Origin of the sequence: Flavobacterium hungaricum, assembly GCF_015182285.1 — a bacterium.
Taxonomy (GTDB): Bacteria; Bacteroidota; Bacteroidia; order Flavobacteriales; family Flavobacteriaceae; genus Flavobacterium; species Flavobacterium hungaricum.
In genome coordinates, this window is record NZ_PRDM01000001.1 from 1,634,396 (window position 1) to 1,649,012 (window position 14,617).

A 14,617-nucleotide genomic window follows, 5' to 3' on the forward strand; every position below is an offset into this window, starting at 1 on the left:
GATAGAATATAGATTAAAAATGCAAAAAATAATTGCAAAGTCCGCTAAGATTTTAAAAAATGAAGTTGAGTAAAAACAAAAAGTCTGCAAATCTTTATCTGGATTTAAGCAGTTTTTATGAAACCTCAGAACCTTAGTATCTTTGCCTCTTTGAACCTTTAAAAGAAAGAAATGATCCAATCATCAGAATTAATACTTAACCCAGACGGAAGCGTTTACCACTTAAACCTGCGTCCAGAACATATTGCACACGATATTATATTTGTCGGTGATCAAAACAGAGTAGAAAAAATCACTCAGTTTTTTGATTCGATTGAATATTCTACTCAAAAAAGAGAATTTAAAACACAAACGGGAATTTACAAAGGAAAAAGAATTTCTGTAATGTCAACCGGAATTGGTCCTGATAATATTGATATTGTAATCAACGAATTAGATGCTTTGGTAAATATTGACTTAGAAACCCGTCAGCCCAAAGAAGAATTAACTTCATTAAACATTATCAGAATCGGGACTTCTGGATCTTTGCAGGAGAATATCCCCGTTGATAGTTTTGTTTTGTCTAAATTCGGTTTAGGATTGGATAATATGCTTCGCTCCTATTTGATCGATAACGTATCGATTACAGAAATGGAAGATGCTTTTGTACAACACACCAATTGGGATCCTAAAAAAGGAAAACCTTACGTAACGGCATGTTCTGAAAAGCTAGAAAAGCTAATTGAGTCTGATAGAATTCATAAAGGAATTACCGCTACAGCTGGGGGATTTTATGGACCTCAAGGGCGTGTATTGCGTTTAAACATTCAAGACGAAGAATTAAACAATAAAATGGATAATTTTAGTTTTAATGACACAAAAATCACTAATTTAGAGATGGAAACGGCAGCAATTTATGGGCTTTCGGCACTTTTAGGGCATAATGCTTTGTCGCTGAATGCTATAATCGCAAATCGTGCTTCTGGAACTTTCAGCTCAGATCCGTACAAAGCGGTTGACGAATTGATTGCTTATACACTGGATAAATTGGCGGCTAGATAATTGGGGAATTATAATTAGATAATTAGACAATTAGATAATTAGGGAATTTGATAATTGGAATTTGATAATTATAAATTAGAAAATGAGATAATTTAAAATCTTAAACTATGTTTTTAAGAGTCGCAAGACATACTAATGATTTGAAAAAAATTGAAGATTTTTATGTCAATGTTCTTGGTTTTGAAAAGCTGGGAGGTTTTGAAAAACACGATAATTACGACGGAATTTTTATTGGAAAATCGGGTTTAGACTGGAATTTTGAGTTTACAAAATCGAAAGTAAAAGCGGCTCATAAATTTGATGAAGATGATATTATAGTGCTTTATCCTAAAACAATTTTAGATTATAATTATTTGATAGATAAAATCATAGATAGTAATATTTCAATAATAACTGCAATTAACCCTTACTGGAACGAAAACGGAAAAATGATTCAGGATCCAGATGGGTATCGCATTGTAATATCGCCTTTAAAGGCAGCAAAATTAAATTAGATAATGGAGCAGGAAACTCATAAAAAAATACTCTTTAAATACTTCAGCGATTATCTTGACGAGGTAGTTTCTGAAACCATGTGGGCAGAAATAATAGATTTAGAAAAAGGACTTTTTAAATTGGATAACATTCCTTTTTTCGGACCTTTGATTGCAACGGATGATATTTTTTATGCCGAATATGATGAAACTGAGGGGAAATTCATGCATAAAAAAACAATTCAGAATTCTGGAAATTCGATCGTACAGATTGCGGTTTTAGAAAAGGATTTTGATATAGAAATTATAAGAGAACAATTAAAAGAAATTAATTGTGTTTCTGAAGCCTTGAATACAACCTTTTTTGCTGCAGAAATTGTAAAAGATGTTGATTATTCGCAGGTAAGAAGTCTTCTAAGCGAGTACGAAGCACAAGAAATCATTGAGTTTGCCGAGCCGTGTCTTTCAGAAAAACACAGGGCAGATTTATTAAAAAATTAAAAACAAATAAGAATACGCATACCAAACAACTTAACTTAAACAACAACTTAATGAAAACTGTAAAAATTGCGGGTGTTCCGGAACACTTCAACCTGCCATGGCATTTATGCCTTGAAAATGGTGAATTTAAAGCCGAAAACATCGATTTGCAATGGAAAGATATTCCTGAAGGAACTGGAAAAATGTGTCAGATGCTTCGCGATGGAGAAACCGATTTAGCCGTTATTTTAACCGAAGGAATTCTAAAAGATATTGCAGCCGGAAACTCTAGCAAAATTGTGCAGATTTATGTGCAGTCTCCTTTGATTTGGGGAATTCATGTAGACGCAAAATCAGATTATCAAACTTTAAAAGATCTTAAAAATAAAAAAGCAGCTATTTCGAGAATTGGTTCAGGCTCGCAATTAATGGCTTATGTAAATGCGAATGAACAAGGCTGGGAAACGGATGATCTGGAATTTGAAATTGTGAACACTATTGATGGAGCAGTAGAAGCTTTGACGGCAAAAAAAGCCGACTATTTTATGTGGGAGCGTTTTATGACCAAACCATTGGTTGATCGCGGTATTTTTAGACGTATTGGCGACTGCCCTACTCCTTGGCCGTCATTTGTGATCGCTGTTCGTGAAGATTTTTTAAAGAAAAACGCCAAAACGGTAGAAAAAATATTGGAAATCATCAATAAAACAACTGTAGATTTTAAAGAAATTCCAGAAATTGATAAGACATTAGCCGAACTTTTTAATCAAAAAGCCGAAGATATTCAGGAATGGCTGCAGCTGACACAATGGTCACAAAAAAATCTTACAGAAAAAGCTTTTGATAAAATACAAAATCAATTATTTGATCTCGGAATTATTGATAAAAAAAGTATTTTTGTAGAAACCGTAAAAGCAGTATAATCCTGCTTTTTGACTTGTATGATGAAATTCCCTAAAATTGACTTTCCCCGCTTAAAATCCAAACTACAGGTTAAATCGCCTTGGGACAGGATTATTATTATGCTGTTGAGTCTTTTAGTTACCATTCCGATATTCATTATACTGCATCAAAATTTAATAGACCTCGAATGGCCGTTTAATTTAGACCGCATCTTTATTTTTATTTTCGTATTTGCGGCCATCTTCTTTTTGTTAATGTATCTCAGAACGATCATTATACTTTGTATTGCGGTATATATTTTGGTTTTGTTTTACGGAAGTGTTATCGGAAATTATGGTTTCAGCGAAATTTCGGAAGACTATAATTCCATGATTTATACCATGTCGGATAATCCTTTTCCGCAGGATATTGTAGTCGCCAAACTGCTTCCATTTCCAAATAAATCAAAAATTATAAATGCCATAGAATACCAGAACCCTAGAGTTCGAAATTTTGCCATTATGGCTACTACAAAGCATTTTAAAGGCATTAGAGGCTATTCTGATTATAGAACCATCATTCAGTGCTTTGCGGTCTTTAAAGAGATTAACGGACGTTGGAATTACGTAAACGATCCCAAAGACGGCGATTACATTGCTACTGCCAGCGAGTCTTTAGATTATTTCTCTGGCGACTGCGACGACCATTCTATTTTAATGGCTGCCGCCATTCGTTCTATTGGCGGTACTCCGAGACTTATCCATACCAAAGGCCATATTTATCCAGAAATTTTAATTGGTTCGATGATTGATCTTGAAAAAGTTAATTACCTGATTAAGAATGTACTTTTTGTAAAAGAAAGTTCGGGTAAAAAAATACACTACCACATAGACGAACGCGGTCAGGTCTGGATGAACCTGGATTACACTGCCACATATCCCGGAGGCCCTTTTATGTACGAAGAGATTTTAGGAGCCTTAACGCTTAACTAGTTTTTTTTAGATTTTAGATTTTAGAATGTAGATTGTAGATTTTAGATTGTAGAATTTAAAGAATAAAATCTGTAATGTAAGATCCTAATGTAAAATCGATATTCAACAATCCAAAATCTATTCCCTCCCGAGGTTTCGGGATCGGGACTAAAATCTACAATCTACATTCTAAAATCTAAAATCCAGAACCCAGAATCTACAATTATTTGATTACTAATAATTTAATATTGATTTTTTTTGTATCTTTTCCTAGTTTAACTTTTAATCACAAAATCATGAGAAACTCTAAATTATTTACTTTCGTAATTGCAATTGCTGTCGTATTTATGATTTCATGTCATAATAAAAGAAACAAACTGGTGAATTCATGGAAAGTAAGCGCTGTAGAAGCCAAAATACCACTTACAGATTCTGCAAAAAATGTAATTCTAACCAACGGGATGCTTACTTTTACTGAAGACGGACATGTTACTGGTTTTTTACTGCGTGAAATAACAGATGGTACTTATGCGCTGACAAAAGGAGGCAAAAGTCTGGTTATTAAAGATGAAACTGGTACGCCTTACCCTTGTGAAAGTACCATATCTTCAGACAAACTAGTTTTAGATACCAAAGAAGTTAAGTTAACCCTAGATAAAATCTAAAAAAATAATACAAACAATTGAACCTATCAAAATATATACAAGCCATTCTTTGTAGAAACAGAGAATGGTTTTTTTATTTGCAAACAAAATAAGTATCTTTGCAGCACTTCAAAACACAATAAGAGTATGTGAAAAATAATTTCTTTCGGACATTTTAGCGAGTAACTGCAAATTGGCGGGACTCCATTTATTTATCTCAAAAGAAAGAAATTATGCTTATTCTTCAAAATACCTCATACCTGCATGAGAATAAAAACATGTTGTTTAAAAACATCAGTTTTACTATAAATAAACAAGATAAAACGGCATTGGTAGGAAACAATGGAGTTGGAAAATCAACTTTGCTTAAAATTATTGCTGGTGAACTAAAACCTTTTTCAGGACAGCTTATTCAAAACTCGAAAGCCTATTTTGTGCCTCAGTTATATGGTCAGTTTAATGAATTTACAATTGCCGAAGCCTTACAAATAAAAGAAAAACTAAACGCACTTCAAGAAATACTTGAAGGTATTGTTACGGAAGAAAATCTTGAAATCTTAAATGATGATTGGTCTATTGAAGACCGATGCCGCGAAGCTCTTTTGCATTGGCAGCTCGCAGATTTAGATTGGAACCAAAAAATGAATACGTTAAGCGGAGGCCAGAAAACAAAAGTTTTTCTGGCCGGAATTATGATTCATCAGCCAGACTTGGTGCTGCTTGACGAACCGAGTAATCATTTAGACTTTGCGGGACGGGAATTATTGTATGATTTTATTCAAAATACGTCGAGTACAGTATTGCTGGTCAGCCACGACAGAACTTTGTTAAATTGCTTAAATAAAGTTTTAGAAATGACCCAGAATGGGATTGCTGCTTATGGCGGTAATTATGATTTTTACAGCGAACAGAAAAAAATAGAAAACAATGCTTTGGAAAACGATTTGCAAAGCAAAGAAAAAGCATTGCGAAAAGCCAAAGAAAAAGAGCGTGAAACTATAGAACGCCAGCAAAAACTGGACGCCAGAGGTAAAAAGAAACAAGAGAAATCGGGTGTTGCCAGAATTATGATGAACACAATGCGAAATAAGGCCGAAAATAGCACTTCGAAAGTAAAAGACGTGCACGCAGAAAAAATCAGCGGAATCACAGATGATTTGCGCGAGTTACGTTCTTCAATCTCTTCTTTTGATCAGATGAAATTTGGTTTTAATAACAGTAGTTTTCATAAAGGAAAAGTAATTTTTAAAGCGGCAAACATCAATTATAAGTATAATCATCATTCGATTTGGAAAGAGAATCTTAGTTTTGAGATTGTCAGCGGTGATCGTTTGGTTATTAAAGGTTTAAATGGTTCTGGAAAAACGACTTTGATTACTATAATCCTTCAAAAATTACATCCTACAGAAGGAAATGTACACTCAGCGATCAAAAAAACAATTTATATTGATCAAGATTATTCTTTGCTGGACAATCGTCTCAAAATTTATGAACAGGCAGAAAGCTTTAATGATACTGGTTTAGAAGAACATGAGATTAAAATGAGGCTCAGCCGGTTTCTGTTTTCACAAAAAGACTGGGACAAACCCTGTAACGCATTAAGCGGCGGCGAAAGAATGCGCCTGATGTTGTGCTGCTTAACGATTAGTAACGAGGCTCCTGAAGTAATTATTCTGGATGAACCCACAAACAATCTGGATATTCAGAATATCGAAATTCTTACGGCAGCCATTAACGAATATGAAGGTACGTTGATTGTTGTTTCTCATGATATGAATTTTCTGGACAGCATTCACATCAATAAAAATATATTGCTTTAAGAAGAAATTCTAATTTTTTTTATTGAATTTTAGTTTAAAACTTTGCGCAGTCAAATGACTTCATTATATTTGCAGTCAAATAACTGCATAATGGAAATTAGAAGAGATGTTTTTCAGGCTATAGCCGACCCTACTCGTCGTGCTATATTAAGTTTAGTGGCCGTTCAGTCGATGACGCCGGGGGCTATTGCAGAAAATTTTGAGTCATCAAGGCAGACCATTTCAAAACACATACAGATCTTAAGTGAATGTGAATTATTAAGCCAGACTCAAAACGGACGTGAAATTTATTACCATTTAAATCCACAAAAGATGAAAGAAATCGACAATTTTATAGAGCCTTTCAGAAAAATGTGGGACGATCGTTTCAACAAATTAGAATCGATTATGAAAAACTATAAAAAGTAAAATAATATGGAAAGAAAGACAAAAATCATTGCAGAAGAAGGTAAGCAGGATCTTGTAATTACCAGAGAATTTGATCTTCCGCTAGAATTACTTTTTAAAGCTTATGAAGATCCAGAAATTGTTTCGCAGTGGATGGGAACAAAAGTTTTGAAACTTGAAAATAAAAAACACGGCAGCTGGGCATTTGAAACCAGCGATCCAAACGGAAATGTAGTTTTTAAAGCAAGTGGTGTTATTCATGATTTTGTACCAAACGAAAAAATAGTACGCACTTTTGAAATGGAAAATATTCTTTTTGCACCACAGTTAGAGTTTCTGGAATTCGAAAAATTAACTGAAGACACCAGCAAATTGACCATGCAGATTATTTATAAATCTATCGAACATAGATTAACACAGTTAAAACTGCCGTTTGCTCAAGGTTTAAATATGGCGCACAACCGACTAGAAGAAATTGTAAAAAAACTAAAATAAGTAATCATGACAAAACGAAACAAAATTATTTATTGGATTGCTACGCTTTGGCTGGCATTAGGGATGACTGCTACTGGAATTGTACAAATTCTGCAGATCAAAGAAGAGGTTGATATGATGAATCATTTAAGATATCCGCTTTACTTTCTGCCACTTTTAGGAATTTGGAAAATTTTGGGTGTTATCGCAATATTGATTCCTAAATTTGGGTTATTAAAAGAATGGGCTTATGCTGGTTTTTTCTTTGCAATGTCTGGCGCAGTGGTTTCGCATTTGGCTTCTGGAGACGATGCAAAAGCGCTTTTTGGCCCTGCTCTATTAATTGTACTTACTATTGTTTCCTGGTATTTTAGACCAGAAAGCAGAAAAGTTATTTCTGTTAATTAAAAAAATTGGAAAATGAAAAAAGAATTGACAATAGAACAACAGGAAGAATTACTAAAAATCTTAGAAATTCGTTTTGAGAAAAATATGTCTCGTCACAAAGACATAAAATGGGATAAAGTTGAAGAAAAGCTTAAAGCAAATACTTCAAAATTAAGATCGCTTGACGAAATGGAAAGAACTGAAGGCGAACCCGACGTGATTGGCTATGATAAAAATAAAAATGAATATCTGTTCGTTGATTGTGCCGCAGAAAGCCCAAAAGGACGCAGAAGTATTTGTTACGATCATGAAGCGCTGGAAAAAAGAAAAGAAAACAAACCTGCCAACAGTGCCATTAATATGGCGGAAGAAATGGGAATTGAAATTCTGGACGAAACCCAATACCGAGAATTGCAGAAACTAGGAAAGTTTGATGCTAAAACCTCCAGCTGGATCAAAACGCCGTCTGAAATTAGAAAACTGGGCGGTGCTGTTTTTTCAGATTTTCGTTATAATACTGTTTTTGTGTATCATAACGGTGCAGATTCTTATTATGCCGCGAGAGGTTTTAGAGGAATATTGAGAGTTTAATTTAAAGTTTCAGCGGGACGAAATATTTATAGAGATAATTAGTTTCATTGTAAAGAGCTCCAGCGGAGCGGCATATATAATAAAATATGCCGCTCCGCTGGAGCTCTTAGGGTGTTGTGTAATTAAAGCTATAAATATTTAATTCCTCTGGAATTTTAATTGTGCTGTCATTACATGCAATTTCGTCTGTAAAAAGATTATAACGAATTGCTTCGCCTATTCACTCTTTCAGGCTCGGGTGCGGGAATAGCTCCTTGAAAATAACAAAACAATAAAACTTCGTCATTTTGGCTCATAGATCTTCCAAAATGACTAATTCGCTCCTCTCCTTTCTGCACAACTTTGCATTATAATTTTAAAACAATAAAAAATGCAAAAGACAATCTTTATTACAGGAGCATCTACAGGTTTAGGAAAAGCTACAGCTAAATTATTTCACAGCAAAGGCTGGCAGGTAATAGCTACCATGCGAAACCCAGAAAAAGAAACCGAATTAAATCTATTAGAAAACATCGTTTTACTTAAACTGGACGTCACAAATGCAGACCAAATTATCGAAACGATCCAAAACGTTACGGCTGATTATTCGGTAGATGTGGTTTTAAACAACGCCGGTTATGGTTTAATCGGCGCGTTAGAATCTTTGACAGACGAGCAGATTTTCCGTCAGATCGAAACCAATTTGCTGGGCGTTATCCGAGTGTCTAAAGCTTTTACACCTCACTTTCGTGACAAGAAAAACGGATTATTTTTAAACATCACTTCTACTTTCGGCTTTATGGGTTTTCCGACTTGTTCTGTTTACAGCGCCACAAAATTTGCCGTAGATGGTTTTTCTGAAAGTCTGGCTTCAGAATTAGTTCAGTTTGGAGTTCAGGTAAAAGTTATTGCGCCGGGCGGTATGCAGACCGATTTTGCCGTTCGTTCTATGGAAGTCGGCCAGCATGAAGCTTATGCCAAATTAACCGCAGAAGTGAGCAAAGGTTACAGTGCAGAACAATTGGCGAATTATACAAAAGTCGAAGATGTTGCGCAGATTGTCTATGAAGCAGCAACAGATGGTAAAAAACAATTACGATATATCGCCGGAAATGATGCCAATGCGTTGTATAAGGAGCGTATTAGCACTGGAGCCGAAGCGCAAGTTGAGAACATAAAAGCAATGTTTACTTTTTAATTTTAATCCAAATGAAAAATCAAGCTATAGAACTTACTACATTTAAGTTAAAAGGATTTACAACGCAGCAGTTTATCGATGCTAATGGCGAAATTGATGTTTTTTTGAAACGTCAGAAAGGTTTTCGCAGCAGGACAATTTTCGAATTAAAGCGCGGCGTTGTTTACGATATGCTTTTGTGGGACAGCGTAGAAGAAGGAACAGCTGCCATGCATTTACTCATGAGCGAGCTCAGCGATTCGGTTGTTCACGATATGATTGATCAAAGTACCGTAAGCTGGAATATTGCGCCAATAGAACATTTCGTAAGTTTGTAAAGCTATAAATGAATTAAAATGAAAAATCAGCCTCAAGTATTTCATACCCTTTCTGAACTGCACAAAGCGATGGGACAGCCCAAACCAATGCATCCGCTCATTAGTATCATCAATTATGGTGAAGCTGTTTTTGATCCGAAGGATTTTGAGAACGGAATTATTCTGGATTTCTATAAAATTTCTTTTAAAACTGCTTTTAACGGAAAAATAAAATACGGCCACGGTTTTTATGATTTTGAAGAAGGCGGTATGTCTTTTGTCGCTCCCGGACAGGTTTTAAAAATGCAGGAAGAAGAGGCCGATTACAGCGGTATGTCACTGCACATTCATCCCGATTTTATTCGTCCTTATGCTTTAAATACTACTATAAAACAATACGGATTTTTTGGCTATACGGCTTCTGAGGGTTTGTATTTGTCTGAAAAGGAAAAAGAAACCATTTTGGACGTTTATAAAAACATTCAAAATGAATTGAATGAACGTATTGATAATTTCAGCCAAGACGTAATGATTGCGCAGATTGAACTCCTGCTGAATTACAGCAATCGTTTCTATAATCGCCAGTTCATTACCAGAAAAGCAGTTAACAACGATGTTTTGGCAAAGCTGGAAAATCTTTTAAATAATTATTTTAATGATGAAAAAGCGCTTTTAAACGGTATTCCAACCGTGGCTTTTGCTGCAGAAGAATTAAATCTTTCGCCAAGATATTTAAGCGATTTGCTGCGGAATGTAAGCGGACAAAATACACAGCAGTTCATTCATGATAAATTGATTGAAAAAGCGAAAGAATACCTTGCAAAAGGTACTTTTTCAATTTCTGAAATTGCTTATAAATTAGGTTTTGAACATCCGCAGTCTTTTAATAAATTATTCAAGAAAAAGACTCATTCAACGCCTGTAGAATTTCAGCAGGCGTTTCATAAAAATTAAAATATTTTGGTATAGTAAGTTAAGGTTTGCGTTTTTTTGTCATTTTGATTGCTATTATAAAACCAAATCTTTTTTCAGGAGCTAATCCTGCACCCGAGCCTGAAAGAGTGAATAGGCGAAGCAATCCGTTACAATCTTTTTTATTTTAAAGAAAAAACAAAAAAGAATTTCCACTTCTATCGGGGCTAGGGCTAACATTTTCATAAGAATGTTTTCGTTTTTTGTCTGACAACATAAACAAGAAACCCACCAGATTTCTAAAATCTGTCGCGTTTAATTAAAATTAGCAAAAGCCCCAGCGGGGCACAATATTTATAGAAATTCAATAACCAAGGTAGAAAAGCCCCAGCGGGGTGAAATATTTGTAAAAACAATATAATTTCGCTCCGCTGGAGCTTGATTCTCAAATTGATTTTTTGCTATAAATATACAGCTCCTCCGGAGCTTACTATAGATAAAAAAAAACAAAACCTCCAAAATCATTTGACTTTGGAGGTTTGCTTTTAAATATAAATTTTGATTACCACGGACTTTCTTCGCTTTCGTTCTCAATATCAGGACTAAAGAATTTTCCAGTTGGTCCGTTTTCATCTGTATCAGTATGTTTAACGATAAAACTTGCTGCGCTTTCTACGCTTTGAGGGCCGCTGTGATGGTTGAAATCGGTTGCGGTGTAACCTGGGTCAATCGAATTTACTTTAAAAGGTAAATCTCTCAATTCGTAAGCCAATGTGATGGTAAAAGCATTTAAAGCTGCTTTTGAAGAAACATACGAAATAGCCTTGATACTGTGATATTTCCATGTCGGATCACTGTGCAAAGTAAGCGAACCCAAACCAGATGTAATATTGCTGATTCTTGGGCTTTCTGATTTTTTAAGCAAATCGATAAAAGCCTGTGTAACGTTGATTACGCCAAAGAAATTGGTGTCAAATGTTTCTCTGATTCCGTCAATATTGGCAATTGAAGCTTCTTGTGGCAAAGCGCCCAAAATGCCCGCATTATTGATTAAAACATCTAATTTTCCTTGTTCTTTTTCTACGATATTTTTGGCTGCCAGAATACTTTCTGGATTCGTAACATCAATCTGAATGGCTTGGATATTTTCAAATCCGTCTTTTGACAATTGATTTACCACGTCTTCACCTTTAGCAAGATCACGCGTTCCCAGATAAACAAAAAATCCTTTTTTAGAAAGTTGTTTTGCCGTTTCTAAACCTATACTTCTATTTGCCCCTGTTATTAATGCTGTTTTCATTTTGTATCTTATTTAAATTTTATACTGCAAAGTTGCAGCGATAAAAAATGAAAACATTTGCCATTTGGCAAAAAGCGATTTTAGCGGATATTTTTTCTAATACGGCTTAAAGAAGATTGGGTGATTCCTAAATAAGAAGCCAAATAAGAAAGCGGAATTCGATTGAGGATTTTCGGGTATTTCTCCATAAAAGATAAATAACGTGTTGTAGCGTCTTCTGAAACCAGCGGACTTCTTCTTTCTATTTTCTGCATCAAAGCTCTTGCAATGATTTTATGTACGATAGCATCCCAGCCTACAATTGTATTGAGAAGTTCTTCCCAATCGTGTTTCGAAAAAACTAAAAGTTTACAATCTGTAACCGCCTGAACATATGCAGAAGAACAGATACTGTTTTGAAAACTTTCTAAATCAACGACAAGATTTTTTTCATCAATAAAATATTTGGTGATTTCTTCGCCTTTATTGTCGTAATAACAAACGCGCATAACGCCGTCTAAAACAAAACCAACTTGCGTAGAAATTTTTCCTGCTTCAGAGAAATATTCGTCTTTAGGAAGCTCCAATTCTGAGGCTTTGCTTGTAATTAAATCAATTTGCTGCTGATTTAAATTGCCGTATTGCAATATAAAATTTACTAGTTCTTTCATGCGGGAAAGTTAGGGATAAGTTTTTATCGAAAATTTGTCATTTGGCAAAAAAGATATAGAGAGCAAAACAATTATGCTGTTTTAATCTTGTATTTAATTTCTTTAGAATTTGCGTATTCTCCTTCAATATACCAAGTAAGTAAATCTTTGAATGTCATGTCTGTAACTTTTCTTTCAGGGCTTGAAAATGAAGGTTTATTGATTTTTATATTATTAAAACTCAACAATTCAATTGTTTTAAGCGGTATCCAAACTGATAATTTCAAAAGATTGATAAGGATAAATGCTGGATTTGCAACTTCTGCCTCTGAATGAAAATGTTCGTCATACTTAAAATTAGAATAATCCAATTCGAATTTTTCTACAAATCTGATCAGCAGATCGTAATTATCATCCCCATAGAAACTTAAATCTTCTGCAATCTTAACTTTTAAGCTGTCTATATCTTCTCTTGCTTCCTTCTCTAGAAATTTTTTTACTGTACTGTAAGCAAATCTTAACTTTGCAAATTCAATCTCTTTTTCTTGCTTCATCTATATTTAATTTTAAAAAAAAAATTAAACTCTCAAAATCTTCTCCATTTTCTTGCCTTTTGCCAGTTCATCAATCAATTTATCCAGATAACGAATTTTCTGCATCAGTGGATCTTCGATTTCTTCTACGCGATAGCCGCAGATTACGCCCGTGATTTTTGACGCATTCGGATTTAGTTTTGGAGCTTCTTCAAAGAAGGTTTCAAAAGTTACTTTCTTTTCAATTTGCGCTTTAAGCTGTTCTGCATTGTAACCTGTAAGCCAAAAGATTACTTCGTCTAATTCTGCTGTCGTTCGTTCCTTTTTTTCTACCTTCTGAATGTATAACGGATACACACTCGAAAACAAAAGTTTGTATACTCTTTCATTGTTCATCATATTGAATATTTTTTAGAATCAGTTAAATTTCTATTCTTCTAATGGATTATAATTACTAAATCGAATCATCTCATCGCTAGATCCCGTGTATGCTCCAGAATATATTTTTGTTTCTTTATTATTTTTAATTACAAAACTTTCAACCTGCCCGTCCATAATATCGACTCTGGCAAATTCAGTAAGCGTATTTTTGCTGAGTTTTAAAAATGTAGTTGTAGAACCTGCGTAAACGCTTAAAGCATCAATACAATTTAATTTTTCGTTGTATGCAAGATTGGGATAATTGTCTGAATTTTTTATTTCTATAAATTGATTCTCTTTTTTAGAAAAAATAAACAATTTTCGAATATCATTTGCTCCTCGGGCTGCAGCATCATAATGAATTGTAAAATCATTTAAACCGTCATTATTAAAATCTTTAATTTCTGTAAGCAGCGGAATCTCACTTTCTTTTCTCAAAGCATCATTTTGAATAAGCTTCCATTTATTGTCTGCTTTCTGAAAAAGTTTGAAATAAACCGTTATCAGCGTATCAACTTCCGTTTGTGTAATTTCTATTTTATATTTTCCTGGAAAAGCAATTTTGGTACTGTCTGCAAAAGTTTCTGTATAGGAATGTATTTCTTTTGATTCGGTTATTTTTTGCTTATTTTCCTGTTCTGAAGGCTTTTTAGTCACATCGGTTTTGACAATTTCAGAGTTTTTGATTTCTGCTTTTTTATCGATGCAGCTTATCATCGAAAGAAAAATAATAAGGAATAGACCGTTTCTCATTTATATATTTTAATTTGGTTTAAAATTATAAAATAATTCAACACCGAAAATGATATTAGAATGTTATAATTTACTAAAAGCGATAGAAAAACGTCCTGCTATGTTTATTGGTGAGGCAACACTTAAAAATATAAAAATTTTTATTTCGGGTTATCATGTTGCTTTGGTCGAAAATAAAATAGCAACCGAATCTCAAGTCGAACCTTTTTTTGATTGGACTGCGCGTAAATTGGGTTATTACGAATCTACTGCGGGCTGGGCCAATATGATTTTAGCTTCTAGTCTGGGGATTAATCCTGAAACTGTAATTTGGGAGCATGTTTTTGCATTGCAAATTACCCAGGAACAACATTTGGATTCGATCAATTTATTTTATGAATTGCTGGAGGAATATAAAAATGAAATTCTACAAGAAAATAATTTACCTTAGTTGCAGTAAATCAATTA

The 14,617-nt window shown here is 34.2% G+C and carries 20 protein-coding genes; 15 read left to right on the forward strand and 5 right to left on the reverse strand.

Going from position 1 to position 14,617, the window contains the following annotated elements:
• The first annotated feature begins 171 nt into the window (after positions 1 to 171).
• The 14 genes from C4F50_RS06930 (at position 172) to C4F50_RS06995 (ending at position 10,577) form a co-directional block, all read left to right on the forward strand.
• On the forward strand, positions 172 to 1,041 hold the full coding sequence (locus tag C4F50_RS06930) for a nucleoside phosphorylase (RefSeq protein ID WP_193845678.1): 870 nt from the start codon (positions 172 to 174) through the stop codon (positions 1,039 to 1,041).
• A 107-nt stretch (positions 1,042 to 1,148) separates the two neighbouring features.
• Positions 1,149 to 1,535, forward strand: a complete 387-nt coding sequence (locus C4F50_RS06935; RefSeq protein ID WP_193845679.1) for a VOC family protein — start codon at positions 1,149 to 1,151, stop codon at positions 1,533 to 1,535.
• Positions 1,536 to 1,538: 3 nt separating this feature from the next.
• Complete coding sequence (locus tag C4F50_RS06940) at positions 1,539 to 2,015, forward strand: DUF4265 domain-containing protein (protein ID WP_193845680.1); 477 nt, start codon at positions 1,539 to 1,541, stop codon at positions 2,013 to 2,015.
• 50 nt (positions 2,016 to 2,065) lie between these two features.
• On the forward strand, positions 2,066 to 2,917 hold the full coding sequence (locus C4F50_RS06945; protein ID WP_193845681.1) for a substrate-binding domain-containing protein: 852 nt from the start codon (positions 2,066 to 2,068) through the stop codon (positions 2,915 to 2,917).
• A gap of 18 nt (positions 2,918 to 2,935) precedes the next feature.
• Positions 2,936 to 3,868 carry a transglutaminase-like domain-containing protein gene (locus C4F50_RS06950; protein ID WP_193845682.1) on the forward strand — a complete coding sequence of 311 codons (933 nt, stop codon included), beginning with the start codon at positions 2,936 to 2,938 and terminating at the stop codon, positions 3,866 to 3,868.
• 275 nt (positions 3,869 to 4,143) lie between these two features.
• A complete protein-coding gene (locus tag C4F50_RS06955) occupies positions 4,144 to 4,512 on the forward strand; it encodes a hypothetical protein (protein ID WP_193845683.1) in 369 nt (122 codons plus the stop codon).
• Between the two features lie 212 nt (positions 4,513 to 4,724).
• Positions 4,725 to 6,311, forward strand: coding sequence for an ABC-F family ATP-binding cassette domain-containing protein (locus C4F50_RS06960; protein ID WP_193845684.1), 1,587 nt, complete (start codon positions 4,725 to 4,727; stop codon positions 6,309 to 6,311).
• A gap of 90 nt (positions 6,312 to 6,401) precedes the next feature.
• Positions 6,402 to 6,719, forward strand: coding sequence for an ArsR/SmtB family transcription factor (locus C4F50_RS06965; protein ID WP_193845685.1), 318 nt, complete (start codon positions 6,402 to 6,404; stop codon positions 6,717 to 6,719).
• Positions 6,720 to 6,725: 6 nt separating this feature from the next.
• Positions 6,726 to 7,193, forward strand: coding sequence for an SRPBCC domain-containing protein (locus C4F50_RS06970; RefSeq protein ID WP_193845686.1), 468 nt, complete (start codon positions 6,726 to 6,728; stop codon positions 7,191 to 7,193).
• Positions 7,194 to 7,199: 6 nt separating this feature from the next.
• Positions 7,200 to 7,580: a DoxX family protein gene (locus tag C4F50_RS06975; protein WP_193845687.1), complete on the forward strand. Its 381-nt coding sequence runs from the start codon at positions 7,200 to 7,202 to the stop codon at positions 7,578 to 7,580.
• Between the two features lie 12 nt (positions 7,581 to 7,592).
• Entirely contained in the window at positions 7,593 to 8,150 is a 558-nt protein-coding gene (locus C4F50_RS06980; protein ID WP_193845688.1) for a DUF4256 domain-containing protein, read from the forward strand.
• 370 nt (positions 8,151 to 8,520) lie between these two features.
• Positions 8,521 to 9,327, forward strand: a complete 807-nt coding sequence (locus C4F50_RS06985; RefSeq protein WP_193845689.1) for an SDR family oxidoreductase — start codon at positions 8,521 to 8,523, stop codon at positions 9,325 to 9,327.
• 11 nt (positions 9,328 to 9,338) lie between these two features.
• Positions 9,339 to 9,644, forward strand: coding sequence for a hypothetical protein (locus C4F50_RS06990; protein ID WP_193845690.1), 306 nt, complete (start codon positions 9,339 to 9,341; stop codon positions 9,642 to 9,644).
• An 18-nt stretch (positions 9,645 to 9,662) separates the two neighbouring features.
• Positions 9,663 to 10,577: a helix-turn-helix domain-containing protein gene (locus C4F50_RS06995; RefSeq protein WP_193845691.1), complete on the forward strand. Its 915-nt coding sequence runs from the start codon at positions 9,663 to 9,665 to the stop codon at positions 10,575 to 10,577.
• 520 nt (positions 10,578 to 11,097) lie between these two features.
• Here the strand turns inward: C4F50_RS06995 and C4F50_RS07000 are convergent.
• From C4F50_RS07000 to C4F50_RS07020, 5 genes are all read right to left on the reverse strand, one after another.
• Positions 11,098 to 11,835 (reverse strand): SDR family oxidoreductase, encoded by a 738-nt coding sequence (locus tag C4F50_RS07000; RefSeq protein ID WP_193845692.1) that lies wholly within the window; start codon positions 11,833 to 11,835, stop codon positions 11,098 to 11,100.
• Positions 11,836 to 11,915: 80 nt separating this feature from the next.
• Positions 11,916 to 12,485 carry a Crp/Fnr family transcriptional regulator gene (locus tag C4F50_RS07005; RefSeq protein ID WP_193845693.1) on the reverse strand — a complete coding sequence of 190 codons (570 nt, stop codon included), beginning with the start codon at positions 12,483 to 12,485 and terminating at the stop codon, positions 11,916 to 11,918.
• 71 nt (positions 12,486 to 12,556) lie between these two features.
• The gene (locus tag C4F50_RS07010) at positions 12,557 to 13,018 is read right to left on the reverse strand and encodes a DUF1493 family protein (RefSeq protein ID WP_193845694.1); all 462 of its coding nucleotides are present in this window, start codon (positions 13,016 to 13,018) and stop codon (positions 12,557 to 12,559) included.
• A 24-nt stretch (positions 13,019 to 13,042) separates the two neighbouring features.
• Positions 13,043 to 13,393, reverse strand: coding sequence for a DUF2200 domain-containing protein (locus C4F50_RS07015; RefSeq protein ID WP_193845860.1), 351 nt, complete (start codon positions 13,391 to 13,393; stop codon positions 13,043 to 13,045).
• A 33-nt stretch (positions 13,394 to 13,426) separates the two neighbouring features.
• On the reverse strand, positions 13,427 to 14,170 hold the full coding sequence (locus tag C4F50_RS07020; protein WP_193845695.1) for an XAC2610-related protein: 744 nt from the start codon (positions 14,168 to 14,170) through the stop codon (positions 13,427 to 13,429).
• A gap of 49 nt (positions 14,171 to 14,219) precedes the next feature.
• Between C4F50_RS07020 and C4F50_RS07025 the strand changes: the two genes are divergently transcribed.
• Positions 14,220 to 14,600 carry a hypothetical protein gene (locus tag C4F50_RS07025; protein WP_193845696.1) on the forward strand — a complete coding sequence of 127 codons (381 nt, stop codon included), beginning with the start codon at positions 14,220 to 14,222 and terminating at the stop codon, positions 14,598 to 14,600.
• Positions 14,601 to 14,617 lie beyond the last annotated feature (17 nt).